We start from the raw sequence: 25,972 nt of genomic DNA, 5'->3' as shown, positions 1-25,972 counted from the left end.
TCTGGACCAGCCGGTTCAGTCCGACTTTAGGGGCGGCGAGTGACAGTGTCAAGAAAAAATCAAACGATCGTTTGAGTACTGCATTCCACTCGTTTTGCAACTTTCGGCGCCGGAAGCTTGTACCCGTTTTGACCTCGGTTACAATCAGGTCTCAACCCAGTTCCCGATTATGGAGTGTGCCTTGGAATTCCTTTCTGACTACGGTCTCTTTCTCGCAAAAGTCGTCACCTTTGTCGTCGCAGCCGTTGTGGTCATCGTCATGATCGCCTCTGCCGTGCAGCGTAGCCGGGGCGAGGGCGATGATGAGGGTGAGCTTACCGTCCGCCGGCTGAATGAAAAATATCGCAAGCTGCGGGAGGCGATCGAGAGCCGGATGCTGTCGCCGGACCAGCGCAAGGTCTGGAAAAAGGCAAAGCAGAAAGCGGAGAAGGCCCGCAAGAAAGCTGCCAAGGGTGGCGTAAAGACGTCAGAGGAAGCCCGGCCGAAAACCTTCGTGCTTGATTTCGATGGCGATATCAAGGCCAGCGATACCGAAACCCTGCGCAAGTCGGTCACCGCGGTGCTGGCCGTGGCCGAACCCGGCCGTGACGAGGTGGTCGTGCGCCTGGAAAGCGGTGGTGGACTGGTGCACGCCTATGGTCTGGCGGCCGCCCAGCTGGACCGGATTCGGGGCAAGGGGATCAAGCTGACAGCCTGTGTCGACAAGGTGGCGGCCAGCGGTGGCTACATGATGGCCTGTGTGGCGGACCGTATCGTGGCTTCGCCTTTTGCGGTGCTCGGCTCTATCGGGGTGGTCGCCCAGCTGCCCAACTTCCACCGGGTACTCAAGAAACACAATGTGGACTACGAGATCCTGACCGCAGGGGAACACAAGCGAACGCTGACCATTTTCGGGGAAAACACGGAAAATGGTCGCCGCAAGTTCCTGGAAGACCTGGAAGACACCCATCACCTGTTCAAGGACTATGTCCGTGAGCGCCGGCCTGACCTGGATGTGGACGCCGTATCCAACGGTGATATCTGGTTCGGTACCCGGGCACTTGAAGTCAGACTGGTGGACGAGATCCTGACGTCCGATGAGTATCTCCTCGATGCCTGCGACCGGTCGGATGTAGTATCAGTAGGTTTCCAGCGAAAACGCACACTCCCGGAAAAGCTGGGGCTGGCGACCAGTGCCGCTCTGGAGGCAACCGTGTGGCGGGTGCTGAGCGCATTCCGCAATCAGAACATCCAATAACAGTAAATCCCTCAAACTCCCAGGAGACAGGTTATGAGCAACGATACCGATTACCGGGCATGGCGCGTTCACGAGAAAGACGGCGAATACGTGGGGACCGAGGAAACCTGCAACACCGCTGACCTGCCTGACAACGAGGTGCTGATCCGTGTCAGCCACTCCTCCCTGAACTACAAGGACGCCCTGTCCGCTTCAGGCAACAAGGGAGTGACCCGCAACTTTCCTCATACACCAGGTATCGACGCCGCCGGTGAAGTGGTCGAATCCGCTGGCCAGCCTGCGGTGGGTGCTCAGGTGATCGTTACCGGATATGACCTGGGCATGAACACGCCGGGCGGGTTCGGCGAGTATATCCGCGTGCCGGCCGAATGGTGCGTGGCCATGCCGGAAGGCTGGGACGCCCACAAGGCCATGGTCTATGGTACAGCCGGCCTGACCGCCGGGCTCTGCGTGGGCAAGTTGCTGCGCATGGGGGCGGCGCCGGATCAGGGGCCGGTGCTGGTCTCGGGCGCCAGCGGGGCGGTGGGTACCGTGGCCGTGGAAATACTGGCTGGCCTCGGGTTCCGGGTAACCGCGGTCTCCGGCAAGGCGGATCAGGCCGATGCCCTGAAGGCGCTGGGCGCCGTGGAAGTCGTCGGGCGTGATGCCCTGGAAGCCTCTTCCAAACCCATGCTGAAACCGGCCTATGCCAATGCCGTGGATACCGTGGGTGGCAGCCCGCTGGCGGAAATCCTCAAACAGGTACAGCCCGGTGGTTCCGTGTCCTGCTGCGGCCTGGTTGCCGGCCCCAAGGTGGAAACCACGGTGATGCCGTTTATTCTGCGCGGCGTGAACCTGCTGGGTGTGGATTCGGTGGAGATTCCACTGGCAGACAAGGAAGCGGTCTGGAAGAAGCTCTCGTCTGACTGGGCCTGCCCGAAGACCGAGGCGTCTGCCCGGGATATTGGTCGCAAGGAGCTGGATGCGGCGCTCAAGGCATTCCTGGGCGGGAAGTCCAGCGGCAAGATCGTGCTGGATCACAGTCTGTGATCGGGGTCTGAGCCGAAAGGCCTGCCATGGATGGCGGGCTCGCCGTTACAGAACACGGAGGGTTGATACTATAAAAAAACGCTGGCCGGAGCCAGCGTTTTTTTATGTCAGATCAGGCGGTGTCGGCAACCGGGAATTCTCCCCGCCGCCGGAACAGCGGTTCGTCGTTGTCCGTGGCCGCCTGATAGGCGTTACTGAAGAAGTTCAGGCAGCGGGGTGCCTTGGTGATGTCCTTGTCGGGACGCAGGGCATAGCTGTCGAAGCCACAGCGCTTCATGAACTGGAGCTGGTCCAGCAGCACATCACCAATGGCCCGCAGTTCGCCCCGGTAGCCAAAACGCTCACGCAGCAGGCGAGCGGTGGAGTAGCCGCGGCCATCACTGAACTTGGGAAAGTTCACTGCGATCAGGGGCAACTGATCCAGATGGTCGGCCACCAGCTCGGGTTCTTCATGGCTGTCCAGCCAGATACCGATATTCCGGTCGCCGGCAAACTGATCATGGTGCTCCAGCCATTGCGCGGCCGGTACCAGGCAGGGGCCTTCGGGCAGCTCCAGGCTCTCGTCTTCGGCCGGCCGTTCCAGAACCTGCCAGTCATCGGACACAATACTGCCGTCGTGACGAACGATCTCAGGCATATACGCGCTCCTTGAACGGGGTGATGCCAATGCGGCGGTAAGTGTCGAGGAATTCTTCCTCTTCAGTGCGGTGGTCGACATAGACGTTGATGATTTTCTCGACCACCTCCGGCATGTCCTCCCGTGCGAAGGACGGGCCCAGAATCTTGCCGATGGCCGCATCATTCTGGGAAGCACCGCCCAGGCTGATCTGGTAGTACTCCTCGCCCTTCTTGTCGACACCCAATACGCCGATATGGCCCACGTGGTGGTGTCCGCAGGCATTCATGCAGCCCGAGATGTTGAGGTCGATATTGCCCAGGTCGTAAAGGTAGTCCAGGTTGTCAAACCGGCGCTGGATGGTCTCCGCCACGGGTATCGACTTGGCGTTCGCCAGGGCGCAGTAATCGCCCCCGGGGCAGCAGATCACGTCGGTCAGGGTGTTCAGGTTGGCGGTGGCAAAGCCCATGGGGCGGATATCCTGCCACAGCTCGTGAAGCTGGTCCTGGCGCACGTCAGCCAGCACCACGTTCTGCTCGTGGGTGACCCGTGCCTCGCCGAAACTGTAACGCTCGGCCAGGTCGGCAATCTGCTCGAGCTGACGGTCGGAAACGTTGCCGGGAGGCGTGCCGGTTTTCTTCATGGTCAGGGTGACGATGGCGTAGCCGGGCTTGCGGTGCTCATTGACGTTGCGGGTGACCCAGTTGTCAAAGGGCCGGCTTTCGGCACGGGCGGACACCAGCGCCTCCGGGTTGTTGTCCAGGGGCTGGTAATCCGGCTCGGTGAAATAGGTCTTCATCCGGTCGATGGCTTCCCGGGTCAGGCGGGTAGGGGAGTCCTTGATGTGGGCCCACTCCGCCTCGACACGCTCGGCGAACCCTTCCGGTGTCAGTGCCTTGACCAGTATCTTGATCCGCGCCTTGTACTTGTTGTCCCGGCGGCCATAGCGGTTGTAGACCCGCAGAATGGCTTCCAGGTAGGTCAGCAGGTCCAGCTCCGGAATGAAATCACGGATCACCGGCCCGACCATGGGCGTACGGCCCAGGCCCCCGCCCACATGAACACGGAAACCCGGCTCGCCGGCCTCGTTATGGACCATCTGCAGGCCGATATCGTGCACCTGGATGGCGGCGCGGTCGGTGTGCTCGGAGGCATTCACCGCCACCTTGAACTTGCGCGGCAGGAACGCGAATTCCGGATGATAGGTGGACCACTGGCGGATTATTTCGCAGTAGGGCCGCGGATCGGTGATCTCGTCAGACTGTACGCCGGCGAACTGGTCCGTGGTGGTGTTGCGGATGCAGTTGCCGCTGGTCTGGTTGGCGTGCATCTCCACTTCCGCCAGTTCCGCCAGGATGTCCGGCACATCTTCCAGGGCCGGCCAGTTCAACTGTACGTTCTGGCGGGTGGTGAAGTGGGCATAGCCTTTGTCGTAGTCCCGGGTGATACGGGCCAGACGGCGCAGCTGTTCCGCTCTCAGCATGCCGTAGGGAATGCAGATCCGCAGCATGGGCGCCAGTCGCTGCACATAAAGCCCGTTCTGCAGGCGCAGCGGCAGGAACTCGTCCTCTGCCAGTTCGCCGGCCAGCGCACGATCGGTCTGGTCCCGGAACTGGGCTACCCGCTCAGCCAGAAGCTGCCGGTCGTGTTCATCATAAACGTACATAATCGGATAGTCCTGAATCGTTCAGTTGCACAATCTCCCGGTGACGGGTTGTCTGCCGGCAGATGACATGAGTCAATGAGTGCTGATGGCGGGCAGGATAGCACCACGCCCTTATTCTTAAAATTATTATTTCAAAATATGGTAATCGATTTTGGCGATAAGGAGGTGAGGGAGAGAGCGTGGCAAACGCGGGTGCAAATGGGCGGAATCCGTCGCCACAGGCTGGACTTGCAGCACCCATCCGCCTAGATTAAAGTAAATCCCGGACGTGGAACCGGACGTCTACAAAACAAGATCAATAAATGTCAATTGGAGAACCAGATATGAAGAAAAGTACGCTCAGTGACAGCCAGGTCGATGCCATCGCCTTCACAATGCTGGTGGTGCTGGTGGTTGCTTTTGCGGTTACCTGGGTGGCAGGCCAGTAAGCCGTCGCGGAACCTGGCGGCAGGTTGTACCCGAGGGTGACTGCCTGCCCTGACGTGCCCGTTGCCAGGCTCTTGCTGGCTTTCCTGCTGATTATTGCCCTGCCAGCACCCAGCTGACGATCAGGGCCAGAGCGACCACAAATCCTACCGTAAAGATGATGCCGGCAATAATATAGGGCCATGGGCTGTGACTGCTGAAGTCCTCCTGATGGCGTTTGCTGGACTGCACCCCGAAAGCTCCCGCCAGTACACTCTGCAGAACCTTGAGGACACCAGGGCCTTTTTTGCGCCGGGTGTTGTCCGGGGCTGACCTGTCTTGCCTGTTGTTCTCCGCCATGGCGACTCCTGTTATTTCGCTGTTGTGTGCCATTGGTTGGTGCCAGGCGCGGCCCGTGATGCCGCGCCCACCCTTACTCCGCCGGATCGTAGGCCAGGCTCGGTGCCAGCCAGCGTTCCGCTTCCGCCTTGCTCATGCCCTTGCGCTCCGCGTAGTCCGCCACCTGGTCCTTGCCGATCTTGCCGACGGCAAAGTACTTCGATTCCGGATGGGCGAAATACCAGCCGGAGACGGCCGCTGTAGGGTACATGGCAAAATGCTCGGTCAGCTCGATGCCGGCATTTTCCGGGGCCTGCAGCAGCTCGAACAGGGTTTCCTTCTCGGTGTGGTCCGGGCAGGCCGGGTAGCCGGGGGCAGGACGAATACCCTGGTACTTTTCCTTGATCAGTTCGTCGTTACTGAGTGACTCTTCCGGCTGGTAGCCCCAGAACTCCTGGCGTACCCGGGCGTGCATCAGTTCGGCAAAGGCCTCTGCCAACCGGTCAGCCAGTGCCTTGACCATAATGGCATTGTAGTCGTCATTGGCGTCCTTGAACTCAAGCGAGAACTCTTCGGCACCGATGCCCGTGGTTACCGCAAAGCCACCCACATAATCACACTGCCCGGAGCCTTCCGGCACGATGAAGTCCGATAGCGCACGCATGGGCTGACCCGGTGCCTTTTCGTCCTGCTGGCGCAGGTGGTGGAGCACGGTCAGTTCCTCGGTGCAGCTGTCGTCACGGTACACCACGATGTCGTCACCGCGTCGCTGGGCCGGCCAGAAGCCAATAACGGCACGAGCGCGGATTCTTTTCTCGTCGATCATCCGCCGCAGAATCTGCTGGCCATCGTTGAACAGGCTGCGGGCCGCCTCGCCGCGCTTCGGGTCATCCAGTACAGCGGGGTACTTGCCGGCAATGTCCCAGGAAATAAAGAACGGCGTCCAGTCGATATAGTCCAGCACCTCATTGAGATCATAGTCTTCAAAGGTGCGCACGCCGGTGAAGGTGGGCTTTACCGGGGTAAAGTCGTCAAAATCGATCTCCGGCGCTCGCTCACGGGCTTCCGACAGGGAGACCAGCTTGGTGCGCTCGCCCCGGTTCTTGCGACGCTCACGGATCTGGTCGTATTCCTTGCGGGTATTGTCCACGTACTCGGGCTTGCCATTGCGGCTCAGCAGGGTAGAGGCGACGTTCACGCAGCGGGAGGCGTCAGACACATACATCGCCAGATCGTTCTTGTACTGGGGCTCGATCTTCACCGCCGTGTGGGCCTTGGAGGTGGTGGCGCCGCCAATCATCAGCGGGATGTGAAAGTCCAGTCTTTGCATTTCACGGGCCACATGGACCATTTCATCCAGTGACGGAGTGATCAGGCCGGACAGGCCAATGATATCCACGTTTTCGGCTTTGGCCTTTTCGAGGATCTTGTCGCAGGGCACCATCACGCCCATGTCGATGACTTCGTAGTTGTTGCACTGCAACACCACGCCCACGATGTTCTTGCCGATATCGTGCACGTCACCCTTTACCGTGGCCATGAGGATCTTGCCCTTGGCACGCTGACCCTCGGATTTCTCCGCCTCGATATAGGGAATCAGGTGGGCTACCGCCTGCTTCATCACCCGGGCGCTCTTGACCACCTGGGGCAGGAACATCTTGCCGTCGCCGAACAGGTCGCCGACCACGTTCATGCCGGACATCAGCGGGCCCTCGATGACTTCGATGGGGTGGTCCGCCTGCTGCCGGCACTCCTCCGCGTCCTCGACAATGTAGGTGGTCACGCCCTTGACCAGGGCGTGCTCGACCCGTTTTTCCACCGGCCATTCCCGCCAGGCCAGATCCTCTTCCCGGGTCTTGCCGCCCTGACCCTTGTAACGCTCGGCGATTTCCAGCAGCCGGTCGGTGCCATCGTCGCGGCGATTCAGCACCACGTCTTCCACCAGCTCCTTCAGTTCCGGGTCGATCTCGTCATAGACCACCAGCTGGCCGGGATTGACAATACCCATGTTCATGCCGGCCTTGATGGCGTGGTAGAGGAACACCGAGTGGATAGCCTCGCGGACCACGTCATTCCCCCGGAACGAGAAGGAGACGTTGCTGACGCCGCCGGAAATGGATGCATGGGGCAGATTGTCCCGGATCCAGCGGGTGGCATTGATGAAGTCCACCGCGTAGTTGTTGTGCTCCTCGATGCCGGTGGCAATGGCGAAGATATTGGGGTCAAAGATAATGTCCCCGGGGTTGAAGCCGAGGTCCACCAGCAAATCGTAGGAGCGCTTGCAGATCTCGGTCTTGCGCTCGTAGGTATCCGCCTGGCCATCCTCATCAAAGGCCATGACCACCACGGCGGCGCCATAGCGCATGCAGTCACGGGCCCGCTTGAGGAACTCTTCCTCGCCTTCCTTCAGGGAAATGGAGTTGACCACAGACTTGCCCTGCACGCAGCGCAGGCCCGCCTCGATCACCTCCCACTTGGAGGAGTCGAGCATGATCGGTACGCGGGAGATATCCGGCTCCGACGCCACCAGATTCAGGAAGGTGACCATCACCTCCTTCGACTCCAGCATGCCCTCATCCATGTTGATATCGATGATCTGGGCGCCGTTTTCTACCTGGTCCCGGGCCACGCTGAGGGCTTCCTCGTACTGCTCCTCCTTGATCAGCCTGAGGAAGCGCTTGGAGCCGGTGACGTTGGTGCGCTCGCCAACGTTGATGAACAGGGTGTTCTCATCACCGGTGAAGGCCTCCAGGCCAGACAGGCGCAGTGCCTTGGGGCGCTGCGGGATTTCCCGGGGCGGGTACTTGGCCACGGCATTGGCCACCGCTTCGATATGCTCCGGGCGCGAGCCGCAGCAGCCGCCGATAATGTTGAGGAAGCCATCCCGGGCGAAGCCCTCGATAATCTCTGCCATTTCCTCCGGCGTCTGGTCGTATTCGCCAAATTCGTTGGGCAGGCCTGCATTGGGGTGGGCGCTAACGTATGTTTCCGCCTTGGCGGACAGTTCTTCCACGTAGGGGCGCAGTGCATCAGCCCCCAGGGCACAGTTGAGGCCGACGGTGAGCGGCCGGGCGTGGGCCACTGAATTCCAGAACGCCTCGGTGGTCTGGCCGGAAAGGGTCCGGCCGGAAGCATCGGTGATGGTGCCGGAAATCATCAGCGGCAATTCGATGCCGGAATCCTCGAAATACTGCTGGACGGCGTAGATCGCCGCTTTCGCGTTCAGAGTATCGAAGATGGTTTCGATCAGCAGCAGGTCACAGCCACCCTCGGTCAGGGTTTGTGCCGCCTCGTAGTAATTGTCCACCAGGGTCTGGAAATCCACGTTCCGGTAGCCGGGGTTGTTGACGTCCGGCGAGATGGAGGCGGTACGGGAAGTAGGGCCGATAGCACCGGCCACAAACCGCGGCTTGTGCGGTTCTCTGGCGGTAAATTCGTCGGCAATGGCCCGGGCGAGGCGGGCGGATTCACGATTCAGCTCCGGAACCAGCTCTTCCAGCCCGTAGTCTGCCTGGGACAGCCGTGTGGAGTTGAAAGTGTTGGTTTCGATGATATCCGCGCCCGCGGCCAGGTAATCACCGTGGATGGTGGTCAGCAGATCGGGCTGGGTGAGGCAGAGCAGATCGTTGTTACCTTTGACTTCCTGATCAAGGTCCCGGAAGCGCTCACCCCGGAACTGCGCCTCGTCCAGTTGCAGGTTCTGGATCATGGTGCCCATGCCACCGTCAAGAACCACAATGCGTTCCTTGAGGGCCTGGTGGAGCTGGGCAAGTCGGGTTGCGCGATCGGTCATGATAAATGCTGTCCGGGAGTAATGAGTGTACTGTTGATAGCCGGGCATAATATCAAATTTGCATCCCTGCGTCCTGTCGCCGGCGACAATAGCCCGTTCAGCGGGGCCTTGAAAACCGGGGCTGAAGCCCCTATCTGTTATAAAGTCTGACTAAAACACTTGGTCTTTCAGGATGCCGGGATCTCCGTTAAAATGAACCCACATTTACAGACAGGTTGACGAAATGGCACTGGTAACCGTTACTGACTCTGCAAGAGACTATCTTGCCGAACTGATCAACAAGCAGGATGTGGAAGGCATGGGCGTGCGCATCTTCGTGACACAGCCGGGTACCAAGCATGCCGAAACCTGCCTGGCTTATTGCCCGCCCAATGAAGTGGTGCCCACGGACGAGCAGGTGGATCTGGAGAAATTCACCCTGTTCCTCGACCAGAACTCGGTTCCGTTTCTGGAAGAGGCCTACGTGGACTATGCCAAGGACCAGATGGGTGGTCAGCTGACCATCAAGGCCCCCAATGCCAAGGTCCCCAACATCGATGAAGATGCGCCGCTGCCGGACCGGGTGAACTACATTCTGGCGTCGGAGATCAACCCCGGTCTGGCCTCTCACGGCGGTGATGTCCAGCTGGTGGACATTGTCGACGAGTCCGTGGCTGTGCTGCGCTTCGGCGGTGGCTGTCAGGGTTGCAGCGCCGTAAGCCTGACCCTGAAGCAGGGTGTTGAATCCACCCTCAAGGAACGGGTGCCGGAGATCAGCGCGGTGCGGGACGTGACGGATCACTCCTACAAGGAGAACGCCTACTACCAGTAGTAGTCGTTGCCCTGGCGCGAATTCCGCTGGGCTGATGCAGGCGAAGAAAACCCCGGAGGTTGCAGGGCCCCGGGGTTTTTTCCGTTAAAGGCAGTTGGTCGGCCGGGGCAGGCCGGCAATGCGGCAGGCGGTCTTGGCGGGTGTGCCGGGGAAAAGCTGCATCAGATAGATGCTGTTGCCCTTGTCCTCGCCAAGAATTTCCTTCACGGCTTTGACAAACAGCCGGTTGGACGGTGGCGACATTTCATGTTGTTTATAGAAATCCCGCAATAAATGTATGATTTCCCAATGATCCTGGTTCAGGGATATGCCGGATTCGGCAGCAATGTCCGCTGCCACGGACTCATCCCATTGCCAGGCATCCTCCAGAAAACCTTCATTGTTGCGCTCGGGAAATGACATCCGGAACTCTCCGTCAAGGGTTTACCAACTGATCAGTCGTGGAAAACGGTCAGTGAGGTGTGTCATGCCGATGTAGTCCAGTTGCTCCACCTCCCTCGGCCGATGCGCGCTCAGGCCCCGGGCCTCGCAGTCCGCCTGCAGGGCGTAAGTAACTTCCGGCAGCGGGATCGCGACATCGGCAAGGGCGAGAACGGCGTTCTCGATAAGCAGCAGGGCATCGCCCGGCGCCATGGCATCCAGGCATGCCCGGAAACGGGTGTGATCCGGGTGCTTGTTGAGGATGTGAAGCGTGGTGGCGTCATGGTCTGTCATAACTGTACCACCTGGCTGAAATCGCCATAGAAAGCAGCATTCGGCACGACCGCTTCGGCTTCCGGGTCAGGACCGTTAACGGCGAAGCGTTCCAGCGCCAGACTATCCGCATACACCTCGGCAACACCAAACATCCGGGCGGCACCCAGGTTGCGGCTGACGGTCTTCTGGCTGATTGCAGAGCCTTCCTGGCCGGGACGCAGCCAGTTCACGCCTTCGCCCCGGAACAGCAGCGCCACCGGCCGGTCGAAGGCCGCCAGGGACAGCGCCATGTCCAGTGCCTCCCGGCCACGCCAGTCACCGTAGGGTGGGGTGTCAATCACTATCAGCTGGGTTGCGCTCACCTTATGCCCCTCCGTGAAAGTAGATGACCCGGTCCGAGGTAGCGACGGCTTCCACCCATTCACCCAGGCCGGCGATGGTGAACCCGCCGGTAAGGTTAGCGGCTACCCGTTCATAGCGGTGGGCCTCCTGTTCATTCAGCAGGCCCCTGCGCAGGGCCGAGGCGATACAGGCTATGGCGGGTATACCGTTCGCGACGAGCAGTTCCTGCCAACGGTCGGTCCAGTTGGTCTCATCTGAAGGTGGTGTGTTCAGGGCCGAGGCAAGCGCAACCCCGTCGCCGTAAAGAAATACCCGGTCCACAACGTGGCCGGAATCGAGCAGCGCGCGGCAGAAGGCGAATGCCGTGGCAGGCGCCTGGCTGACATAGGGCGCGCCGGTGATCACGATAGTGTAGCCGGGCACTGCGGATACTGCAGTTTCAGACATGATGAGTCTCTTGACCCTGAAGGGCGTTATTCGACCAGATTCCGGGCTTGTGATGCCAAGAAAAAGCCCCGCAGAGCGGGGCTTTTAACATGCATTTCCTTACTCTGCCGGGCTCAGTCGCCGCTGAAAGCGCCAATGAGGTGAAGCAGTGCGACGAACATGTTGTAGATGCTCAGGTACAGACCAACGGTCGCCATCACGTAATTGGTCTCGCCACCGTTCACGATACGGCTGGTGTCATAGAGCATGAAGCCGGACATCAGCAGTACAATGGCTGCACTCAGGGCCAGGCTCAGCAGGCTGGTATCGATACCGAACATGCCCGCCACCATTGCGCCCAGCATGGTGACCAGGACAACTACCAGGCCCGCGACCAGGAAGCTGCGCATGAAGGAGAAGTCCTTCTTGGTGGTCAGCACGTAGCCGGACAGGGCAAAGAACACGATGGCGGTGCCACCGAGCGCCTGCATGACGATGGTGCCGCCGTTCGAGAACGCCAGGTAATGAGAGAGCAGGGGCCCCAACGACAGGCCGAGCAGGCCGGTGAAAGCGAACACCACGCCGATGCCGGCAGGGCTGTTGGCGGTTCGTGGCAGCACGAACCACACCAGCGCCAGAGCGCCGAGGGAGCAGATCAGGCTGGCGCCCTGTCCCAGTTGTATTGCCATGCCCACAGACGCCATCACGGCGCTGAAGACAAGCGTCATCGCCAGCAGCATGTAGGTGTTTCGCAACACCTTTCTGGCATCGGCGCTGATTTCGGTACCGGAACCGGTACGGGTGGCTGCGTAGCTACCCTGATTCTGGTTGACGTTAAAACGCCTGTTTTCCATGTTTCTCTCCGTAATATGATCGGTCATTGGTTATACCCTGTGCTCCATCATAATGGACCGGGTTTAACTTTCAATCGTTAACATTCAGCATTTCAGACAATGTGTCGGTAAAAGGGTTCCATGACATGGATTTAATCATTATCCGGGCTGTCACCCTGCCTGGCACTGCCCTCTGACGGTTTTTCGGCCGCCGAGACAACGGTCTTCGCCTCCCAGTCCAGCTCCGGGCTGGACTGACAGAATGAGCATTCTTCCGTATCCACCGAGGCACCGCCACTTTCCACATAACGCAGCCGGTGGCGGGCCGCTTCCCGGTTGGCAGACACCGCGAACCGGCGGTCATTGCCACGGCCCTGGTCGGTTGTCTGAGTATGGTCTGTCATGGTGTGCCTCCCTCCGGCGGAGTGCGCCGACGATAGTGAGTTCTTATGCCCTTAATGGGGGCCAGAACCCGGGAATCAACAGTCAGACCACCAACGTCGGGCACTTGGCCATACTCGCCACCCGCTGGGACACACTGCCCAGTACCATGCCGTCCCTGTCGCTATCACTACCGCGGGAGCCGACCACGATGAGGTCGACGTCATGCTGCTTGGCAAACTTGACAATGGTTTTGGAGGGCTTGCCGCCTTTGACAAAGCCGCGCACGCCTGAAGCGCCCAGTTGAGTCGCATGCTCCTTGGCGTACTCCACCACATCCCGGGCATGCTCAGACAAGGCCTGGTCGGGAATCGGGGGCTCTTTGGATCGCACCATCGAGAGTGAAGCCTCAAACAGGCTGTGGTGCTTGTAGACGCAGAGCAGGTACAGCTCTGCGCCGGTCAGCCTCTGGAACTCGACGGCCTTTTCCAGGGCAACCATGGCGTGTGTGGAACCGTCTACAGCGGCCAGTATTCTTCGAAACATGATCACCTCCTCAGCGCAAATCAGCGCTTTTTGATCAACGGAATGCCAGATCCCTGAGGAACAGCGCAATTTGCGGGAAAGCAATCAGCAGGCCCGCAGCCGTCACCAGCATCACGATAAACGCTGGTGTTCCACGAATGACTTCCCAGTACGGACGTTTGAAGATCGCGATGGCGGTGAAGATGTCACAGCCAAAAGGCGGCGTTGCCGAGCCGATGGCCACCTGCAGGGTGATCAGAACACCCACCAGTACCGGATCCAGCCCGGTGGCCTGAATGGCCGGGGCAAAGATGGGCGTGAGCACCAGGATAACCACGATGGGGTCGACAAACATGCAGGCGATAAAGAAGGACACACAGATGGCAATCATTACCCCCAGGGGGCCGGCCTCGTTGACACCCACGGCCGCCAGGATGGCCTGGGGAATCTGGGCAAAGGAAATAATGTACGAGAAGCCGTTACCGGCGGCCACCAGGATAAAGACCACGGCGGTAATCAGGCCGGTGGACTTGGCGATGCGATAGATATCCAGGGTCTTCAGGGACCGGAAGATGACGAACTCCAGCAGCAGGGCGTAGAGCACGCAAACGGCCGCCGCCTCGGTGGGGCTGAAAATACCACCATAGATACCACCCACGATGATGACCGGGAAGAAAAGGGGCCACAGAGCCTCCCGCACCGCGCGGCCACGCTCCCCCCAATTGGATTTCGGTTCTGTGGGCACCTTGTGGCGATAGGCGTAGAACAGGCTGTAAGCCGAAAACATCAACAGGATCATGATGCCTGGACCAATACCGGCGATGAACAGCTCGGCAATGGAGGTTTCCGAAATTACCCCGTAGATGATCATGCCGATACTGGGTGGTATCAGGAACGCAATGTCACTGGAGTTGATGATCAGTGCGAGAGTAAAAGAGTCGGAGTAGCCTGCCTTGAGCATCTTGGGGCGCAGGGGCGAGCCGATGGCCACCACGGTGGCCTGGGTGGAACCCGAGACGGCGCCAAACAGGGTGCACGAGGTGGCGGTACTGATGGCAAGACCACCTTTGACGTGACCAATGAACGACATGACCATGGCGATCAGCCGGTCCGCCGATTGACCTCGGGTCATGATGTCTGCCGCCAGGATAAACATGGGCACGGCAATCAGCGAGGCGGGTCGAATACCCGCCATCATTTGTTGGACCAGAGTGGTCATCTGGCCGAAGCCACTGAATATTTCGTAGAAGCCGACCAGCGCAGCGGTCAGAAGCGGGATCATCATCGGGAAGCCCAGCAGGAGCAACACGATCATGATCACCAGTAGTAACGTAGCCATGAGTGATTCCTTTTTTTCTTGCTCTTGCGGGTGTCAGACTTCGGTTTCGGTGTCGGTGTAACCGTCCAGCACCGCAGTCGACAGGTAGACGTCCTTGGCCACCATGTTTTTGATCGCCGTCAGAACATATTGCACGCCGGTAATGGCCAGACCCACGGGCACCCAGATGTAGATAATCCAGATAGGAAGGCCCAGGGCGGGCAGTACCCGTCCGCGATCGTACATATTGAGTATGTACTCCACCGAGAAGTAGCAGAGGAGAAACATCACCACGGATGTGAACAGCGCGATGATAATCATCAGCACCTTGCGACCGGTGGCGGGCAGGGTGTCATAGATGGCCGACATGCGGATGTGGCGCCCGTGGCGGGCGGCATAGCCCAGGCCGGCAAAGGTGATCAGGATAATCAGGATGCGGTTGATCTCACCGGAGAAAAATAACCCCTCTCCAAAGACAAAGCGGGCAACGACGTTAATGCAGGTGTTCAAGGCCATCAACAGCACGCCGAGAGCGAGCATCACGGCTTCAATCTTGGCAATAAGCACGTCCACAACGCCCAGGGGTCCGGGCAGACCGGATTTGTAGCCAGCGGCTTCATCCGGTTCGGTGGCTGAATTGGTCATGGTGAGAACTCCGTTTTAAGTCCGGGAACAAAACCAGCCCCGGGGCGTACCCCGGGGAGGTTCAACCGTCAGTTGCTCTGGACCTCTTTCAGGTCTTCCTTGAATTGTTCGAGCAGTTCCTTGCCGCTTTCGCCCGTCATTTCGATAAAGGCATCCTCTACCTGAGGCGCGCGTTCGCGGAAGGCTTCGATCTGTTCATCGTTCAGCTTGGTAACGGTGACGTCGTCACTGGCTTCCTGGATCTTCTCGAGGGATTCGTCGGCCAGGCCGTCGATATGAACGATGATCTTCTCGAAGGCGTAGTCAGATGCTTCCTGAACCAGCTTCTGGTCTTCCTCGGACAGACCGTTATAGAAGTCCTGGTTGGCCATGATGGCGGTGGTGAACCAGCCGTGGCCAGTGAACAGAAGGTTCGGGGAAACCTCGTACAGGCCGCCTGACTCGATCCAGAAGATAGGGTTCTCCTGGCCATCGATCATGTTGGTCTGCAAAGCGCCGTAGACTTCGCCCCAGGGCAGCGGTGTCGGTGTGGCACCAAACGCCTCGTAGGTCTCGGACAACAGAGGGTTGGTCATGACCCGGATCTTCTTGTTCTGCAGATCCTCCGGTGATGTGGCCTTTTCGTCCAGGGTGATGACCATCTCACCCTCGGGGTACATCTGGAGCAGTTCCAGGTTCTGTTCCGCATAGAGCTTCGGGAACATCTCATTGATGGCCTCGCTCTCGCGGAAGAACTCAACCACAGTTTCCATATCGGTGGGCATCAGATACGGAATGAAGAAGATCTGTGCTTCGGGAATCAGGGAGCCGGTGAAACCGGGAGACTGGTTAACGAACTGCAGGATGCCGTTCTGGGTCTGCTCCATGATGTCGTCGGATTCGCCCAGTTGCCCGAATTCGAAGATCTGAATGGTGTGATCGGAGTTGTCTTCAACGTAGTCCTTGAAGTGCTCGGCGTATACGTCCTGAACGTCCCCGTCGTATTCCTCATGGGCGTAGCGCCAGGTAGCCGCGTTGGCAACGCTGGTGGCAGCGATGGCCGTTGCCAGGGTGAGAGAGGATGCACCTGCGAATTTCCTGAATATTGTGCTCTTGTTCATGGCTTTCATCTCCATCGTCCTTCCAGAGGTACGGCTGGGGGACTGGCCGGCTTTATTATTCTGGTAAGTGGGCCCCGGCATCGGGCGCGAAAAACCCGAAACCAGCCGTAGCAGTTTTGATTAACGCCTATTTAGACTGGCAAAACATTGATAATAAGGCAAGAAAACCGTCACAAACGAATCCCATGAATTGCGGAATTGTGCATGACTGGGCGGTTACCGGCCCGCCGATCGCCTATGATCAAGGCTGCGCGGGCGCGTTCATGCCCGCCAGTGGCGAAGGTAATACCTTGATTCAGCACGGCTACCGTGAGGGAGAAACGCATCGTGCAAAAACGCACAGCAACACTGATTGCCGGGCTGTGCCTGCTGGCAGCACTGGCGGCGGAGGCTGACACTCTGACCGGTCAGAGTGTCAGTCGTTTCATGGCGTCCATGGCGGCGCTGCAGGCCAGTGAGGCCTTCTCCGGGCATTTCAAATCAGCCCGGGAGGCTGTCTGGAACGACAGAGAGTTTCCCGGCTCACTGATGCCCTCCGAACTGTCGGCCATGGTGGAAGGTGGTGCGGGTTATCAGGCGTTCAAAACCATTATCGAGGCCCACGGATTTGAAGAACCTCAGGCATGGGCCCGGGCAGGGGATCGGATCCTGCTGGCACTGATGAGTCTGGACATGAACGACAGGCTTCCGGAAATGCAGGCCCGGCTGGTCAGAATGCGTGAGCAGATGAGCGCCAACCCCCGGTTCTCTGATGACCAGAAACAGCGGATGCAGCAGATGATCGACCGTACGGCGCAGCTGTTCAATCGCGTGGCACAGGTGCCGGAGACCGACCGAGAGGCTGTGCGACCACACAGGGCGGCCCTGAAACAGGCGCTGGATTATCAGTCAGTAAAATGAGAGGCAGTGAAGAGCAGTAAAGAGGGGGCTCTGAGCAGGAAGTCAGAGTTAAAAACAAGAAAAATGGCGGTGGGCCAGACCACCAAAAGCACCAAAAAAGACATTAAAAACAGTGCCTTACAAAACCCTTTCTTTTACGCTTCAATAACTTGCCCTCCTGTTTGTAGTCTCCAATAATCTGATGTAGTCTCCAATAAGAAATTTAATGATAGGTCTGATGATACGTCTGTTCTCAGGTCAGCATTATTGGTGGTTAGGATTCCAAACCGACCGCCACCATCTTTACCGGAGCCTGCACCATGCCGAAAAAATCCAGAGAGTTGAGCGCCACCGAGGTCAAACGGCTGACCCATGGGATAAGCGCCGATGGTAACGAGTACAACGCCCTGCACCCCGTTGGTGGTGTTGCTGGCCTGCTCTTACAGGTGAAGCCGTCCGGGGCAAAGTCGTGGATCTATCGCACCCAGGTAGCCGGAAAGCGCCGGAATATAGGATTGGGCGGATTCCCTGACGTGACGTTGGCTCAGGCCCGCGACAAGGCCCGCACAATGCGCGAGAAGATAAAGGAAGGCGTTGATCCAGTGGAGCCGTTCAGCGCGCCTTGAAAGTTGCTCAGATGGCTAACATCACGTTCGCCGATGCTATGGGCAAGTACATCACCATGAAGGCCAAAGAGTTCAAGAACCCACGGCAAGAGCAACAGTGGACTAGCAGCCTGACCAGCTACGCGATACCGCATATCGGCAAGGTGCCTGTGCGTGAAATAGACCTTCACCATATAAAGGCGGTACTTGATCCCATTTGGGAAGAAAAGACCGAAACGGCCAACCGTGTCAGGGCGCGTATGGAAAATATACTTGGCTGGTGTGCGGTGCATGGCTACCGCTCAAACGAGAATCCGGCCAAGTGGCAAGGCTATCTAGACGAGGTTTACCCCTCACCGGAGAAGATCAAGAAAAAGGCACACTTCACCGCCCTGTCAGTGGAGCAAATGCCAGACTTTATGAAGGCATTGCAGAAGCGCACCGGCACCGCCGCCCGCGCTCTTGAATTCCTGATTCTGACCGCCAGCCGCACCAATGAGGTTATTGGCGATAAGCGTATCGGTAAAGACGGCATAACCTGGCAGGAAATCGACTTCAAAAAGAAAGTGTGGACAGTCCCCGCCGACCGCATGAAGTCCGGCAAGTTGCACCGCGTACCGCTCACCGATACCGCTATTGATCTGCTCAAAGGTATGGAGCAAGGCAAGCCGGAGGATCTGGTATTCCCTGGCCCTAAAGGAGACGTACCCTCTAATAATTTCCTGTCTGCATTGTTGAAACGGATGGATCAGCCCGTTACGTCTCACGGCTTCAGATCCACATTTAAAGATTGGGCGCGGGAACATACCGCCTACCCTGACGAGGTATCAGAACTGGCACTGGCACACGTTAACAGCGATGCAACCCGCGCCGCCTACGCCCGCTCAGAGTTGATTGATAAGCGCCGTTTGCTCATGGCCGATTGGGAACAGTATTGCTACCACGGTGAAGCCCAAAAAGATGACAGTGGCAAGGTGGCTCATATTGGCGGGGGTGCGGCATGAGCAACGAATATGACGAGTTCGCGCATCCCGAACCTGAGCCGGTAAAGCCTGAAATGCGCTTCTTAAATCTGACAGACCCAACCTATCTGTTAAACAAAAACATAACTGATGGCGCATATCGCGACATTCCCGAAAAACTAGGCAAGAAAGGCGACCCAGACATTCACCTGGCGCAATTGGTGCAACTTGAGGTTCAAATGATCGCGCCTTTCGAGATTGCCGCGCTTTGCCGTCAATATGCCTATATGTGGCGAAAGGAAAAGAACCCTCATTGTGTCGACCTGATCGCCATGGCCTGCCAGCAATACAATTTTGTGCCACCGCCTTCAGTGGTGAAGGTATTGGCGGAAGCGGCAACGCTTAGGATCGAAGGCCACCCAGCGGGCACGGCAAAAAGGCTGCTAGCTGAAAATGCAAAACATCAAGCGATGAGGCTGATGGCAAACCTGATTCATTCAGGCGACACCCAGGAAACGGCAGGCAGCAAGGCAGCACAGTGGCACCATGACAACTTCCCTGGCCTGAAGCTGAAGGCTGGCACCCTAGACCAGTATTACCGCAAAGAGTACCGCGAAACCGGCGTTGAGGGCTGGCTTTTTGAACTGTGGAGCAAGTGCCCAGAAATCAAGGCGCAATGGAAAGCAATTAAAGACAAGTTACCATTGGCTGATATAGATCTCATAGGCTTTAGAAGGTAACAGGGGAAAAATCCGATTCAAAAAATTCCCTTATAGAACAGCATGTTAGCCATGAGTATGTAACCGTCATCCACAGTAGTGAGGCGGTTACCATGAATACCCAAACAGCACCAAGAACCCTTCTATCCGACAAGGATCTGGCCGCGCGCTGGTCAGTCCATCGTGTCACCCCTTGGGAATGGGCCAGACAAGGCCGGATTCCAAAGCCCGTCAAAATTTCAACCCGTTGCACCCGCTGGCGCGTTGCCGAAATTGAGGCATGGGAAGCAAAGCAGGAGGCCAGCGCATGAGACGCGAAAACGGCACCTTCTTTGATTACGGCAACAGCATGGAGTTCATTGCTGTCAGTAATGCCCCCAAAAAAGTAAACCTTCCCGCCCATGTAATTACTGACGCAATCAGCAACGGCACCCTGCCAGTCCATGAGGTTAGTGGATGCAAGTGTGTGACCCTGGCGGATCTGCTCAAGATTAAAAACGGGGGTGCAAAATGATCGACCCCTATTTGAGACAACAGCAACTAGCCGTGAATGTTCGCTCAGTCCGAGTTGATGGAGGTCATGGTGGACTACCGAGCGCCCGAAAATGGAAGCGGATTCAGGCCAGCATTGAACGGAAGAAACGGAAGCAAGCTCACAAGGCAGCAAAGCGGGGGGCGAAGTGATGGAACAGGTAAAAGAAACCCTCGCAGCCGAGCAGACTAACGAGGGCGCAATTCAAAATGGGCAAGCCAATTATAACACCGCTGGTCAGAAAACGAACAGCCGGACTTTTAACCCAGATAGTACGTTTATGATCCCGGAGGATCTGAAAAGCCGCCCCCAGTGGATTTTGTGGCAGTACAAGCAACGCCCCGGCGAAAGTAAGCCAGACAAGGTGCCAGCCACTCAGGATGGCCGAAACCTGACCGAATACACCGAAGGCAATGGACATATGGCCTTCCAAGATGCCGTGAAAGCCTATCAAAGCAGCCGCACGGCTTCAGGTATTGGTTTTGTCGTAATGCCCTCAGATGGCGTGATAGGCATTGATATGGACAACTGTCTGAACCCTGAAACTGGCGAGGTTGCAGACTGGGCAAGCCAGCACGTTGAGGCTTTGAATACCTACACCGAAATCAGCCCTTCCGGTACAGGTCTACGCTCTTTCGTGTCTGGTGAAATCAAACCCGGACACATGAGTAAGGAAGGCAATCGGGAGATATATACCCAAGGGCGTTTTCTGACCATTACCGGCATGGTCTACGGCGAGGGCTGCACCAAGCTCCCAGAGCGCCGTGAGGCTGTCAGTCAATATCTGGAAGCCATGCGCGTTGATCGTGAAGCCAAGAAAGGCGCAACCGGCACCAACGATAACTCCGGCACTGCCAACGGTGGCCAGATAGTAGACGGCAATCGTGACGTTGCCTTGACGAGTCTGGCAGGCACCCTACGCCGCCAGGGATTCAAGGAAAACGAGATTGAAGCGGCATTGCAGGAGATCAACCGCAGCCGCTGCCAGCCCCCACTGGATTCTGCACAGGTGTCTAAGATCGCCAGAAGCGTTGGCCGGTACGATGCTGCCAATGATTTCACCGATATGGCCACCAACGATGACCCCTTTGATCTTGAGGCGGCAAAGGTAGGTGATCTTCTGGACACTGATCCACCCGAACGCCGTTGGCTGGTGTCTGATCGTCTGCCCCTCGGCATTGTCGGATTGCTGGCCGCTGCTGGCGGCACGGGTAAGAGTATGGCAACGCTTCAACTGGCGGTTAGTGTCTGCACTGGTCTGGATTGGCTGGAAATGCCTATTGGTGAATCAGGGCCGGTTCTGATGTTCAGCGCCGAGGATGACCGGGAAGAACTACACCGCCGCCTGAAAGCCGTGGTGGCAATGTACGGCGATACGGTGGACCCGTTTGAAAGTGCGGCCTTTCTCCCACACAAAGCAGCGATTGCCGAGCGCCTGCACATCTTCGACCGCGTAGGAATGGACAACCGGCTAACCGCCAAGATTAACGGCGAGCTGCACCGAACGGCCTTTGCCCGACGTGTGATTGAAGTGGCGGGGCAAGTCCCTGACTGCAAGCTGATCGTTTTAGACCCCCTGGCACGTTTCGACGGTGGCGAACCCAATGACAACTCCGATACCACGCGCCTTATTGAGTGTGCCGAAGAGATCCGCAAGGCAACCGGGGCAACGGTATTGCTGCCGCATCACGTTAACAAGGCGAGTCTGAAAGACAACGCCAGCGGCATGGAGGCGGTGCGGGGCGGATCTGCTCTTTCTGATGGCTCACGGTGGGTAGGTCTGCTTTCGACCATGCGGGCCGATACTGCCGAAAAGGAATATGGCCTTGATCCAGAGGAAGCGGGCAAGTTGGTGCGATTCACCACCCCGAAGGCCAACTACTCAGCGCCATGGGAAGGGGTATGGTTGCGCCGCGTTACTGGTGGTGCGTTGGTGCCTACCATTGTTGAAAAAGCCGACAGCAAGCCCGAGAGGAAGTCAGAGGAACGGTATACATCATTCCTGCTGGTTGCCAAGGAACTTATCCGCAAGAAAGCAAAGGAAGGCGAGTATCTGAACGTGACCAAGCTCAGGAACTACGGTGGCCAGGAGGGTATCTTCGGAATGGGTGTCGGTTCAGTCAAAACCTGTATTCATCGCGCCCTTGAGGAAGGCGAGCTATTCAAGCGGGATGATGGAACCTTGAGGCTGTTCTGATGCCGGACGGCGGGACGGTGGGACGGCATCCCGGTTTTACCGTCCTGTCCCGCTACAGCCCTTGCGCCCCAAGGGGTTCAGGAAAAAGCCGGACGCTATACCCAACCGTCCCGCCATCCCGGTCAACCCCTTGCAGGACAAGGCCGGACGCAGGACGGTTTTTCACCCCCTAAAGGGGGTATGGATTAACCATCCCACCCCCTAAAGGGCTGGCGGATTCATACCGCCAAGACCCAGTGACCTGATCTTGTTAGACGGCTGAAAACCATTTCCCCTTACAGACCGCAGACCACCTAAAAACGATGATGGCGGTTAACTACACCACCACCCAGGCACAAACCACGGTTGTTTCAGAGTTGTTTTTACCTAGACGTATCATTAGACCTATCAACTAGGTTTAGTTTTTGAGACAATAACCCTACTTTCCATAAGGTTTAACGAGGCGTAACCATGGCCAGACCCTTTGAAAAGCTCCCCGCTGGTGCAAAGAACCATCTTGAGTCTATGGCGGCAAACGGTCTGCTGTCTGAATCTGCTGCTGCAACGGCACTGGGTATGCCCCTGGATCAATTCAGGCGCGTCATTGCCGAGCATAAGCCCAGTAAAGAGATATGGGACAACGCCCTGGCAGTGGAGCGGGATCAGCTCTTAGGCGCGATGTACGCCCGTGCTATGGAGGGTGACACCAAAGCTGCTCAGACGTTGCTGGCAGTCCGTCACGGGATGACAGAGAAGCAGCCTAAGGGTGCCTCAGAGCGCGTCAGTGTGGTGTTCAACCTACCGCAAGCCCTTGACCCTGCCGAGTACCTGAAGTCAGTACAGGTCGAACAAGAGCGGCTGACCGATGGCAACTGAACAACGCCCGGACCAGTTAAGCCCCTGGCAGGCTCAGGCCATGGCAGTGCCGGAAGCGTTTGATCTGTTTTTAGGTGGTGGTCGTGGTGGTGGTAAGACGTTTACGCTTGCCGCTATCTTTCTGCGTCATTGTGAGCAGCATGGAGACGAGGCGCGCTGTCTGGTGGTGCGTAAGTCGTTTCCTGGCCTTCAGGATCTTGAGGCAGAGTTCCGTTCCTACTTCACCAAAGTGTATGGCGATAAGCTCCGGTTTGATGGCCAGAAACACCGCTTCACCTTGCCCAATGGCGCGACCGTCCAACTGGATCAGCTCGAAAGAGAAAACGACTTTGCAAAGTATCAGGGCAAGTCTTTCTCCCATATCGCCGTGGATGAGGCAGGGCAGTATGCCAGTCCAGCACTAACGGACCGGCTCAGGTCATCATTGCGCGCCCCTGCTGGCGTCCCCACACGTTTTATCTTGATCGCCAACCCCGGTGGCGTGGGCCATGCCTGGCTGGTGCGCCGATACGCCCTGAAAGAGCCATGGAAGCCGTACATTGACGAGGCCACTGGTTTTGATTTTGTGTCCATTGCCAGCACCTACCGGGATAACGAGTTCATCGACCGCGACCGCTACGCCAAGAACCTGATGGCATCGTGTGCCACTGACCCAGAGTTAGGCCGCGCATGGCTTGAGGGTGACTGGTCTGTTCTGCGTGGTGCCTACTTCAGCTCAGTCATTGATGAGCAGCGAGTAAGAATCGAGCCATGGCCAGAGCTACCCCTGCCGGACCAATGGGACACCGACCGCTGGAAGATATACCTGGCTCACGACTTCGGAAGCGCCGCGCCGTCTGTCACGTATCTGTGTGCCCAGTCCCCAGGCGCGGAAGGCCCGGATGGTTACTTTTACCCGAAAGGTTCCGTTGTCCTGGTGGATGAGGAAACCACCACAAGCCCAGACGACTTGAATCAGGGCTTAGGGCTGACCGTGCCGGATCAGGCAGACCGCATTATCAGTATGTGCAAGAAATGGCGCGCTTCCCCCAGAGGCGTCGCGGATGATGCGATATTCAATAACACCGGCTCCCAATCCGGCACCATCGGCGATGAGTTCCGCAAGGCTGGCGTATCGTTCACCAAAGCGCGCAAGGGCTCACGGCTGGCAGGCTGGCAGATCATGCGCCGTATGCTTGCCGATGCTGGAAGCCCAGACCGGCCTGGCCTGTATGTGTCCCGTAATTGCCAAGTGTGGTGGCAGACCGTCCCCGCGCTGCCCAGAGATCCCCGTAAACCGGAAGATGTGGATTCAACCGCCGCCGATCATGCCGCAGACGCTTGCCGTTATGCCCTGACCGGCTACCAACCACTCCCGCACGTAGAGTTTTCATTCTGACGAGGTGACACCATGAACGAAGTTGAGCAACTGAAAGACGAAATCGAAAAGCTGAAGGCCAAAAATTACGAGCTGGTAGGCGAGAAACGAAAGGCCAAGGCTGACGGCGAGGCTGCAACCGCAGAGCTTGAACAGGCCCAGAAAGAACGGGACGAGGCCAAAGCAGAATTGCAGCGTGTGACGGTAGAGCTACCCCGCCAGAACATGCTGGAAGAAATCGCCATGCCGAACATGGCTGAAACCCTCCTGCGTGAAATTACGCACCATTACGATATTGGCGAAGGTGACGCCCTAGTATCGAGAGAAACCGGCGACCCCCTGCAACTTGAGATCCCGAACAAGGCAACGGGCCAGAATGATCTGGTGCCGGTGAAGCTGGATCAGGACGGCATTAGACGCATTGCCGAGAGTAAGTTGATACCCAGCATCCGGGCGATGATTAAAGGATCAGGGGCCACTGGTGGTGGTGCGACAGGGGCCGGGACTTCCGCAAGCACTACTCAGACCGGGGGCCAATCCGAAAGCGCGCCCGCTAGACGTTTCGGGCTGAATTGAGTATAATTTAATCAATCAGTTAGCCGTGCCCTGGTGGTGCGGCGGCTGACCCTTTCGCGCCCGTGGCGCAACTCTCCCAAACCCGTGGTTTGCCGAGAATCAACCTTAAATAGTTTCCATAACTAGGTGATTCTTATGGCCGTAGTAAGACTTTCAGACGTAATCGAACCCGTTAAATTTACCGACTACATCATTCAGAACAGCATGGTACGTACCGCCCTGGCTGAGTCTGGTGTATTGGTCAATAACGCCGTGATGCAAGATCAGCTCACCGCTGGCGCTCATGCGTTCACCGTCCCCGGCTGGCTGGATCTGGCAGACGATGAAGCGGACGTTGTAAACGATGATCCTGCTATCGAGTCCACCCCGAACAAGATCGGCAGCTTCAAACAGAAGGTGCGCAAGTCGTTTTTGCATGGCTCCTGGTCAACCATGAACCTGGCCTCAGAGATCGCCGGTGATGATGCCATGACGCGCATCCAGAACCGCGTGGTGGCCTACTGGAACCGGCAGGTTCAGAAGCGCCTGGTATCAACCCTGCAAGGCATTGAAGCCAGCAACCTGGCCAATGATGGCGGGGATATGATTCTGGACATTACCGCCGAAACCAACTCGACATTCAGCGCCGCCGCCGTCATTGATGCCGCTGGCACCATGGGCGATGCAATGGATACGCTGTCTGCCATTGGTATGCACCCGGACACCTATCGTCTGGCACTGAAAGCTGACCTGATCGAGTTTATTCCAGATTCCCAGGGCAGTCTGACCATGCCGACCTTCCGAGGGCTGGCGGTGGTGATGGATGAATCACTGCCAAAAGTGACCGGCACCGATGACACCTACACAACCGTTCTTTTCGGAGCGGGTGCGGTAGGCTATGCCATGGGCGCGCCACGGATTGCAGACGGCACCGAAGTGGAAAACCTGCCTTCATCCGGTAACGGTGGTGGCCAGCAGGTACTTCATAGTCGCGTGAACCTGGCCGTGCATCCGCTTGGCTTTAGCTGGTCTGATACTGCCGTTGTCGGAGAAAGCCCGACCATTGCAGAACTGGCCGATGCGACCAACTGGACGCGCTCAATCGAGCGTAAAGCCGTGCCGATGGTTTTCCTGAAGCACACGTTGTAA

The 25,972-nt window shown here is 57.8% G+C and carries 28 protein-coding genes; 14 read left to right on the top strand and 14 right to left on the bottom strand.

Going from position 1 to position 25,972, the window contains the following annotated elements; genetic code table 11:
- Positions 1–181 precede the first annotated feature (181 nt).
- Positions 182–1,237, top strand: coding sequence for a protease SohB (sohB, locus tag IE079_RS15935; protein ID WP_189577818.1), 1,056 nt, complete (start codon positions 182–184; stop codon positions 1,235–1,237).
- A gap of 33 nt (positions 1,238–1,270) precedes the next feature.
- Complete coding sequence (locus IE079_RS15930) at positions 1,271–2,266, top strand: YhdH/YhfP family quinone oxidoreductase (protein ID WP_189577816.1); 996 nt, start codon at positions 1,271–1,273, stop codon at positions 2,264–2,266.
- Between the two features lie 112 nt (positions 2,267–2,378).
- Here IE079_RS15930 and IE079_RS15925 read toward each other — a convergent pair whose 3' ends face one another.
- From IE079_RS15925 to metH, 4 genes are all read right to left on the bottom strand, one after another.
- Positions 2,379–2,903: a DUF934 domain-containing protein gene (locus IE079_RS15925; RefSeq protein ID WP_189577814.1), complete on the bottom strand. Its 525-nt coding sequence runs from the start codon at positions 2,901–2,903 to the stop codon at positions 2,379–2,381.
- Positions 2,896–4,548 (bottom strand): nitrite/sulfite reductase, encoded by a 1,653-nt coding sequence (locus IE079_RS15920; RefSeq protein WP_189577813.1) that lies wholly within the window; start codon positions 4,546–4,548, stop codon positions 2,896–2,898. The genes IE079_RS15925 and IE079_RS15920 overlap by 8 nt, the downstream gene beginning before the upstream one ends.
- Positions 4,549–5,067: 519 nt before the next feature.
- Positions 5,068–5,313, bottom strand: a complete 246-nt coding sequence (locus tag IE079_RS15915; protein WP_189577811.1) for a DUF2970 domain-containing protein — start codon at positions 5,311–5,313, stop codon at positions 5,068–5,070.
- Positions 5,314–5,386: 73 nt separating this feature from the next.
- Positions 5,387–9,085, bottom strand: a complete 3,699-nt coding sequence (gene metH / locus IE079_RS15910) for a methionine synthase (protein WP_189577810.1) — start codon at positions 9,083–9,085, stop codon at positions 5,387–5,389.
- A 223-nt stretch (positions 9,086–9,308) separates the two neighbouring features.
- Here metH and nfuA point away from each other — a divergent pair, with 223 nt between their 5' ends.
- Positions 9,309–9,896 (top strand): Fe-S biogenesis protein NfuA, encoded by a 588-nt coding sequence (nfuA, locus tag IE079_RS15905; protein WP_189577808.1) that lies wholly within the window; start codon positions 9,309–9,311, stop codon positions 9,894–9,896.
- 84 nt (positions 9,897–9,980) lie between these two features.
- Here nfuA and IE079_RS15900 read toward each other — a convergent pair whose 3' ends face one another.
- From IE079_RS15900 to IE079_RS15855, 10 genes are all read right to left on the bottom strand, one after another.
- Positions 9,981–10,298, bottom strand: a complete 318-nt coding sequence (locus tag IE079_RS15900; RefSeq protein ID WP_189577806.1) for a TusE/DsrC/DsvC family sulfur relay protein — start codon at positions 10,296–10,298, stop codon at positions 9,981–9,983.
- Between the two features lie 21 nt (positions 10,299–10,319).
- Complete coding sequence (gene tusB / locus IE079_RS15895) at positions 10,320–10,610, bottom strand: sulfurtransferase complex subunit TusB (protein WP_189577805.1); 291 nt, start codon at positions 10,608–10,610, stop codon at positions 10,320–10,322.
- Positions 10,607–10,954, bottom strand: a complete 348-nt coding sequence (locus IE079_RS15890) for a DsrE family protein (RefSeq protein ID WP_189577804.1) — start codon at positions 10,952–10,954, stop codon at positions 10,607–10,609. Before IE079_RS15890 ends, tusB begins: the two co-directional genes overlap by 4 nt.
- Position 10,955: 1 nt before the next feature.
- Entirely contained in the window at positions 10,956–11,381 is a 426-nt protein-coding gene (tusD, locus tag IE079_RS15885) for a sulfurtransferase complex subunit TusD (RefSeq protein ID WP_189577802.1), read from the bottom strand.
- Positions 11,382–11,494: 113 nt separating this feature from the next.
- On the bottom strand, positions 11,495–12,214 hold the full coding sequence (locus IE079_RS15880; protein WP_189577800.1) for a Bax inhibitor-1 family protein: 720 nt from the start codon (positions 12,212–12,214) through the stop codon (positions 11,495–11,497).
- Between the two features lie 131 nt (positions 12,215–12,345).
- Positions 12,346–12,597: a hypothetical protein gene (locus IE079_RS15875; protein WP_189577798.1), complete on the bottom strand. Its 252-nt coding sequence runs from the start codon at positions 12,595–12,597 to the stop codon at positions 12,346–12,348.
- Positions 12,598–12,679: 82 nt separating this feature from the next.
- Entirely contained in the window at positions 12,680–13,120 is a 441-nt protein-coding gene (locus IE079_RS15870) for a universal stress protein (protein WP_189577796.1), read from the bottom strand.
- Positions 13,121–13,154: 34 nt separating this feature from the next.
- Positions 13,155–14,438, bottom strand: a complete 1,284-nt coding sequence (locus IE079_RS15865; protein WP_189577794.1) for a TRAP transporter large permease — start codon at positions 14,436–14,438, stop codon at positions 13,155–13,157.
- Positions 14,439–14,471: 33 nt separating this feature from the next.
- The gene (locus IE079_RS15860) at positions 14,472–15,062 is read right to left on the bottom strand and encodes a TRAP transporter small permease (protein WP_189577793.1); all 591 of its coding nucleotides are present in this window, start codon (positions 15,060–15,062) and stop codon (positions 14,472–14,474) included.
- A 68-nt stretch (positions 15,063–15,130) separates the two neighbouring features.
- Positions 15,131–16,162: a TRAP transporter substrate-binding protein gene (locus tag IE079_RS15855; RefSeq protein WP_189577960.1), complete on the bottom strand. Its 1,032-nt coding sequence runs from the start codon at positions 16,160–16,162 to the stop codon at positions 15,131–15,133.
- A gap of 327 nt (positions 16,163–16,489) precedes the next feature.
- On the opposite strand from IE079_RS15855, the gene IE079_RS15850 reads away from it, so the two are divergent.
- The 11 genes from IE079_RS15850 to IE079_RS15805 all read left to right on the top strand — a co-directional run bounded on the left by IE079_RS15850 (position 16,490) and on the right by IE079_RS15805 (position 25,972).
- The gene (locus IE079_RS15850; RefSeq protein ID WP_189577791.1) at positions 16,490–17,062 is read left to right on the top strand and encodes a hypothetical protein; all 573 of its coding nucleotides are present in this window, start codon (positions 16,490–16,492) and stop codon (positions 17,060–17,062) included.
- Between the two features lie 299 nt (positions 17,063–17,361).
- Positions 17,362–17,667, top strand: a complete 306-nt coding sequence (locus IE079_RS18905) for an Arm DNA-binding domain-containing protein (protein WP_227712553.1) — start codon at positions 17,362–17,364, stop codon at positions 17,665–17,667.
- On the top strand, positions 17,664–18,650 hold the full coding sequence (locus IE079_RS15845) for a tyrosine-type recombinase/integrase (protein WP_227712552.1): 987 nt from the start codon (positions 17,664–17,666) through the stop codon (positions 18,648–18,650). Before IE079_RS18905 ends, IE079_RS15845 begins: the two co-directional genes overlap by 4 nt.
- Positions 18,647–19,348 carry a hypothetical protein gene (locus IE079_RS15840; protein WP_189577790.1) on the top strand — a complete coding sequence of 234 codons (702 nt, stop codon included), beginning with the start codon at positions 18,647–18,649 and terminating at the stop codon, positions 19,346–19,348. Before IE079_RS15845 ends, IE079_RS15840 begins: the two co-directional genes overlap by 4 nt.
- Positions 19,349–19,440: 92 nt before the next feature.
- Positions 19,441–19,638, top strand: coding sequence for a helix-turn-helix transcriptional regulator (locus IE079_RS19115; protein WP_189577788.1), 198 nt, complete (start codon positions 19,441–19,443; stop codon positions 19,636–19,638).
- Positions 19,635–19,841 carry a hypothetical protein gene (locus IE079_RS15830; RefSeq protein ID WP_189577786.1) on the top strand — a complete coding sequence of 69 codons (207 nt, stop codon included), beginning with the start codon at positions 19,635–19,637 and terminating at the stop codon, positions 19,839–19,841. The genes IE079_RS19115 and IE079_RS15830 overlap by 4 nt, the downstream gene beginning before the upstream one ends.
- Before the next feature lie 169 nt (positions 19,842–20,010).
- Positions 20,011–22,056: an AAA family ATPase gene (locus IE079_RS15825; RefSeq protein ID WP_189577785.1), complete on the top strand. Its 2,046-nt coding sequence runs from the start codon at positions 20,011–20,013 to the stop codon at positions 22,054–22,056.
- 450 nt (positions 22,057–22,506) lie between these two features.
- Positions 22,507–22,911: a hypothetical protein gene (locus IE079_RS15820; protein ID WP_189577784.1), complete on the top strand. Its 405-nt coding sequence runs from the start codon at positions 22,507–22,509 to the stop codon at positions 22,909–22,911.
- The gene (locus tag IE079_RS15815) at positions 22,901–24,289 is read left to right on the top strand and encodes a phage terminase large subunit (RefSeq protein WP_189577782.1); all 1,389 of its coding nucleotides are present in this window, start codon (positions 22,901–22,903) and stop codon (positions 24,287–24,289) included. Before IE079_RS15820 ends, IE079_RS15815 begins: the two co-directional genes overlap by 11 nt.
- A 12-nt stretch (positions 24,290–24,301) precedes the next feature.
- On the top strand, positions 24,302–24,844 hold the full coding sequence (locus tag IE079_RS15810) for a hypothetical protein (protein ID WP_189577781.1): 543 nt from the start codon (positions 24,302–24,304) through the stop codon (positions 24,842–24,844).
- 135 nt (positions 24,845–24,979) lie between these two features.
- Positions 24,980–25,972 carry a major capsid protein gene (locus IE079_RS15805; RefSeq protein ID WP_189577779.1) on the top strand — a complete coding sequence of 331 codons (993 nt, stop codon included), beginning with the start codon at positions 24,980–24,982 and terminating at the stop codon, positions 25,970–25,972.

The sequence above is a fragment of the Marinobacter zhanjiangensis genome, from assembly GCF_014651935.1.
GTDB classification, from domain to species: Bacteria; Pseudomonadota; Gammaproteobacteria; order Pseudomonadales; family Oleiphilaceae; genus Marinobacter; species Marinobacter zhanjiangensis.
This window is presented reverse-complemented; position numbering and strand designations above follow the sequence as displayed.

Excerpts from the sequence above, each read along its gene's own strand:
- IE079_RS15930 (WP_189577816.1), top strand. The coding sequence starts at position 1,271 with ATGAGCAACGATACCGATTACCGGGCATGGCGCGTTCACGAGAAAGAC.
- IE079_RS15925 (WP_189577814.1), bottom strand. The coding sequence starts at position 2,903 with ATGCCTGAGATCGTTCGTCACGACGGCAGTATTGTGTCCGATGACTGG.
- IE079_RS15920 (WP_189577813.1), bottom strand. The coding sequence starts at position 4,548 with ATGTACGTTTATGATGAACACGACCGGCAGCTTCTGGCTGAGCGGGTA.
- IE079_RS15915 (WP_189577811.1), bottom strand. The coding sequence starts at position 5,313 with ATGGCGGAGAACAACAGGCAAGACAGGTCAGCCCCGGACAACACCCGG.
- metH (WP_189577810.1), bottom strand. The coding sequence starts at position 9,085 with ATGACCGATCGCGCAACCCGACTTGCCCAGCTCCACCAGGCCCTCAAG.
- nfuA (WP_189577808.1), top strand. The coding sequence starts at position 9,309 with ATGGCACTGGTAACCGTTACTGACTCTGCAAGAGACTATCTTGCCGAA.
- IE079_RS15900 (WP_189577806.1), bottom strand. The coding sequence starts at position 10,298 with ATGTCATTTCCCGAGCGCAACAATGAAGGTTTTCTGGAGGATGCCTGG.
- tusB (WP_189577805.1), bottom strand. The coding sequence starts at position 10,610 with ATGACAGACCATGACGCCACCACGCTTCACATCCTCAACAAGCACCCG.
- tusD (WP_189577802.1), bottom strand. The coding sequence starts at position 11,381 with ATGTCTGAAACTGCAGTATCCGCAGTGCCCGGCTACACTATCGTGATC.
- IE079_RS15880 (WP_189577800.1), bottom strand. The coding sequence starts at position 12,214 with ATGGAAAACAGGCGTTTTAACGTCAACCAGAATCAGGGTAGCTACGCA.
- IE079_RS15875 (WP_189577798.1), bottom strand. The coding sequence starts at position 12,597 with ATGACAGACCATACTCAGACAACCGACCAGGGCCGTGGCAATGACCGC.
- IE079_RS15870 (WP_189577796.1), bottom strand. The coding sequence starts at position 13,120 with ATGTTTCGAAGAATACTGGCCGCTGTAGACGGTTCCACACACGCCATG.
- IE079_RS15865 (WP_189577794.1), bottom strand. The coding sequence starts at position 14,438 with ATGGCTACGTTACTACTGGTGATCATGATCGTGTTGCTCCTGCTGGGC.
- IE079_RS15860 (WP_189577793.1), bottom strand. The coding sequence starts at position 15,062 with ATGACCAATTCAGCCACCGAACCGGATGAAGCCGCTGGCTACAAATCC.
- IE079_RS15855 (WP_189577960.1), bottom strand. The coding sequence starts at position 16,162 with ATGAACAAGAGCACAATATTCAGGAAATTCGCAGGTGCATCCTCTCTC.
- IE079_RS18905 (WP_227712553.1), top strand. The coding sequence starts at position 17,362 with ATGCCGAAAAAATCCAGAGAGTTGAGCGCCACCGAGGTCAAACGGCTG.
- IE079_RS15840 (WP_189577790.1), top strand. The coding sequence starts at position 18,647 with ATGAGCAACGAATATGACGAGTTCGCGCATCCCGAACCTGAGCCGGTA.
- IE079_RS19115 (WP_189577788.1), top strand. The coding sequence starts at position 19,441 with ATGAATACCCAAACAGCACCAAGAACCCTTCTATCCGACAAGGATCTG.
- IE079_RS15830 (WP_189577786.1), top strand. The coding sequence starts at position 19,635 with ATGAGACGCGAAAACGGCACCTTCTTTGATTACGGCAACAGCATGGAG.
- IE079_RS15825 (WP_189577785.1), top strand. The coding sequence starts at position 20,011 with ATGGAACAGGTAAAAGAAACCCTCGCAGCCGAGCAGACTAACGAGGGC.
- IE079_RS15820 (WP_189577784.1), top strand. The coding sequence starts at position 22,507 with ATGGCCAGACCCTTTGAAAAGCTCCCCGCTGGTGCAAAGAACCATCTT.
- IE079_RS15815 (WP_189577782.1), top strand. The coding sequence starts at position 22,901 with ATGGCAACTGAACAACGCCCGGACCAGTTAAGCCCCTGGCAGGCTCAG.
- IE079_RS15810 (WP_189577781.1), top strand. The coding sequence starts at position 24,302 with ATGAACGAAGTTGAGCAACTGAAAGACGAAATCGAAAAGCTGAAGGCC.
- IE079_RS15805 (WP_189577779.1), top strand. The coding sequence starts at position 24,980 with ATGGCCGTAGTAAGACTTTCAGACGTAATCGAACCCGTTAAATTTACC.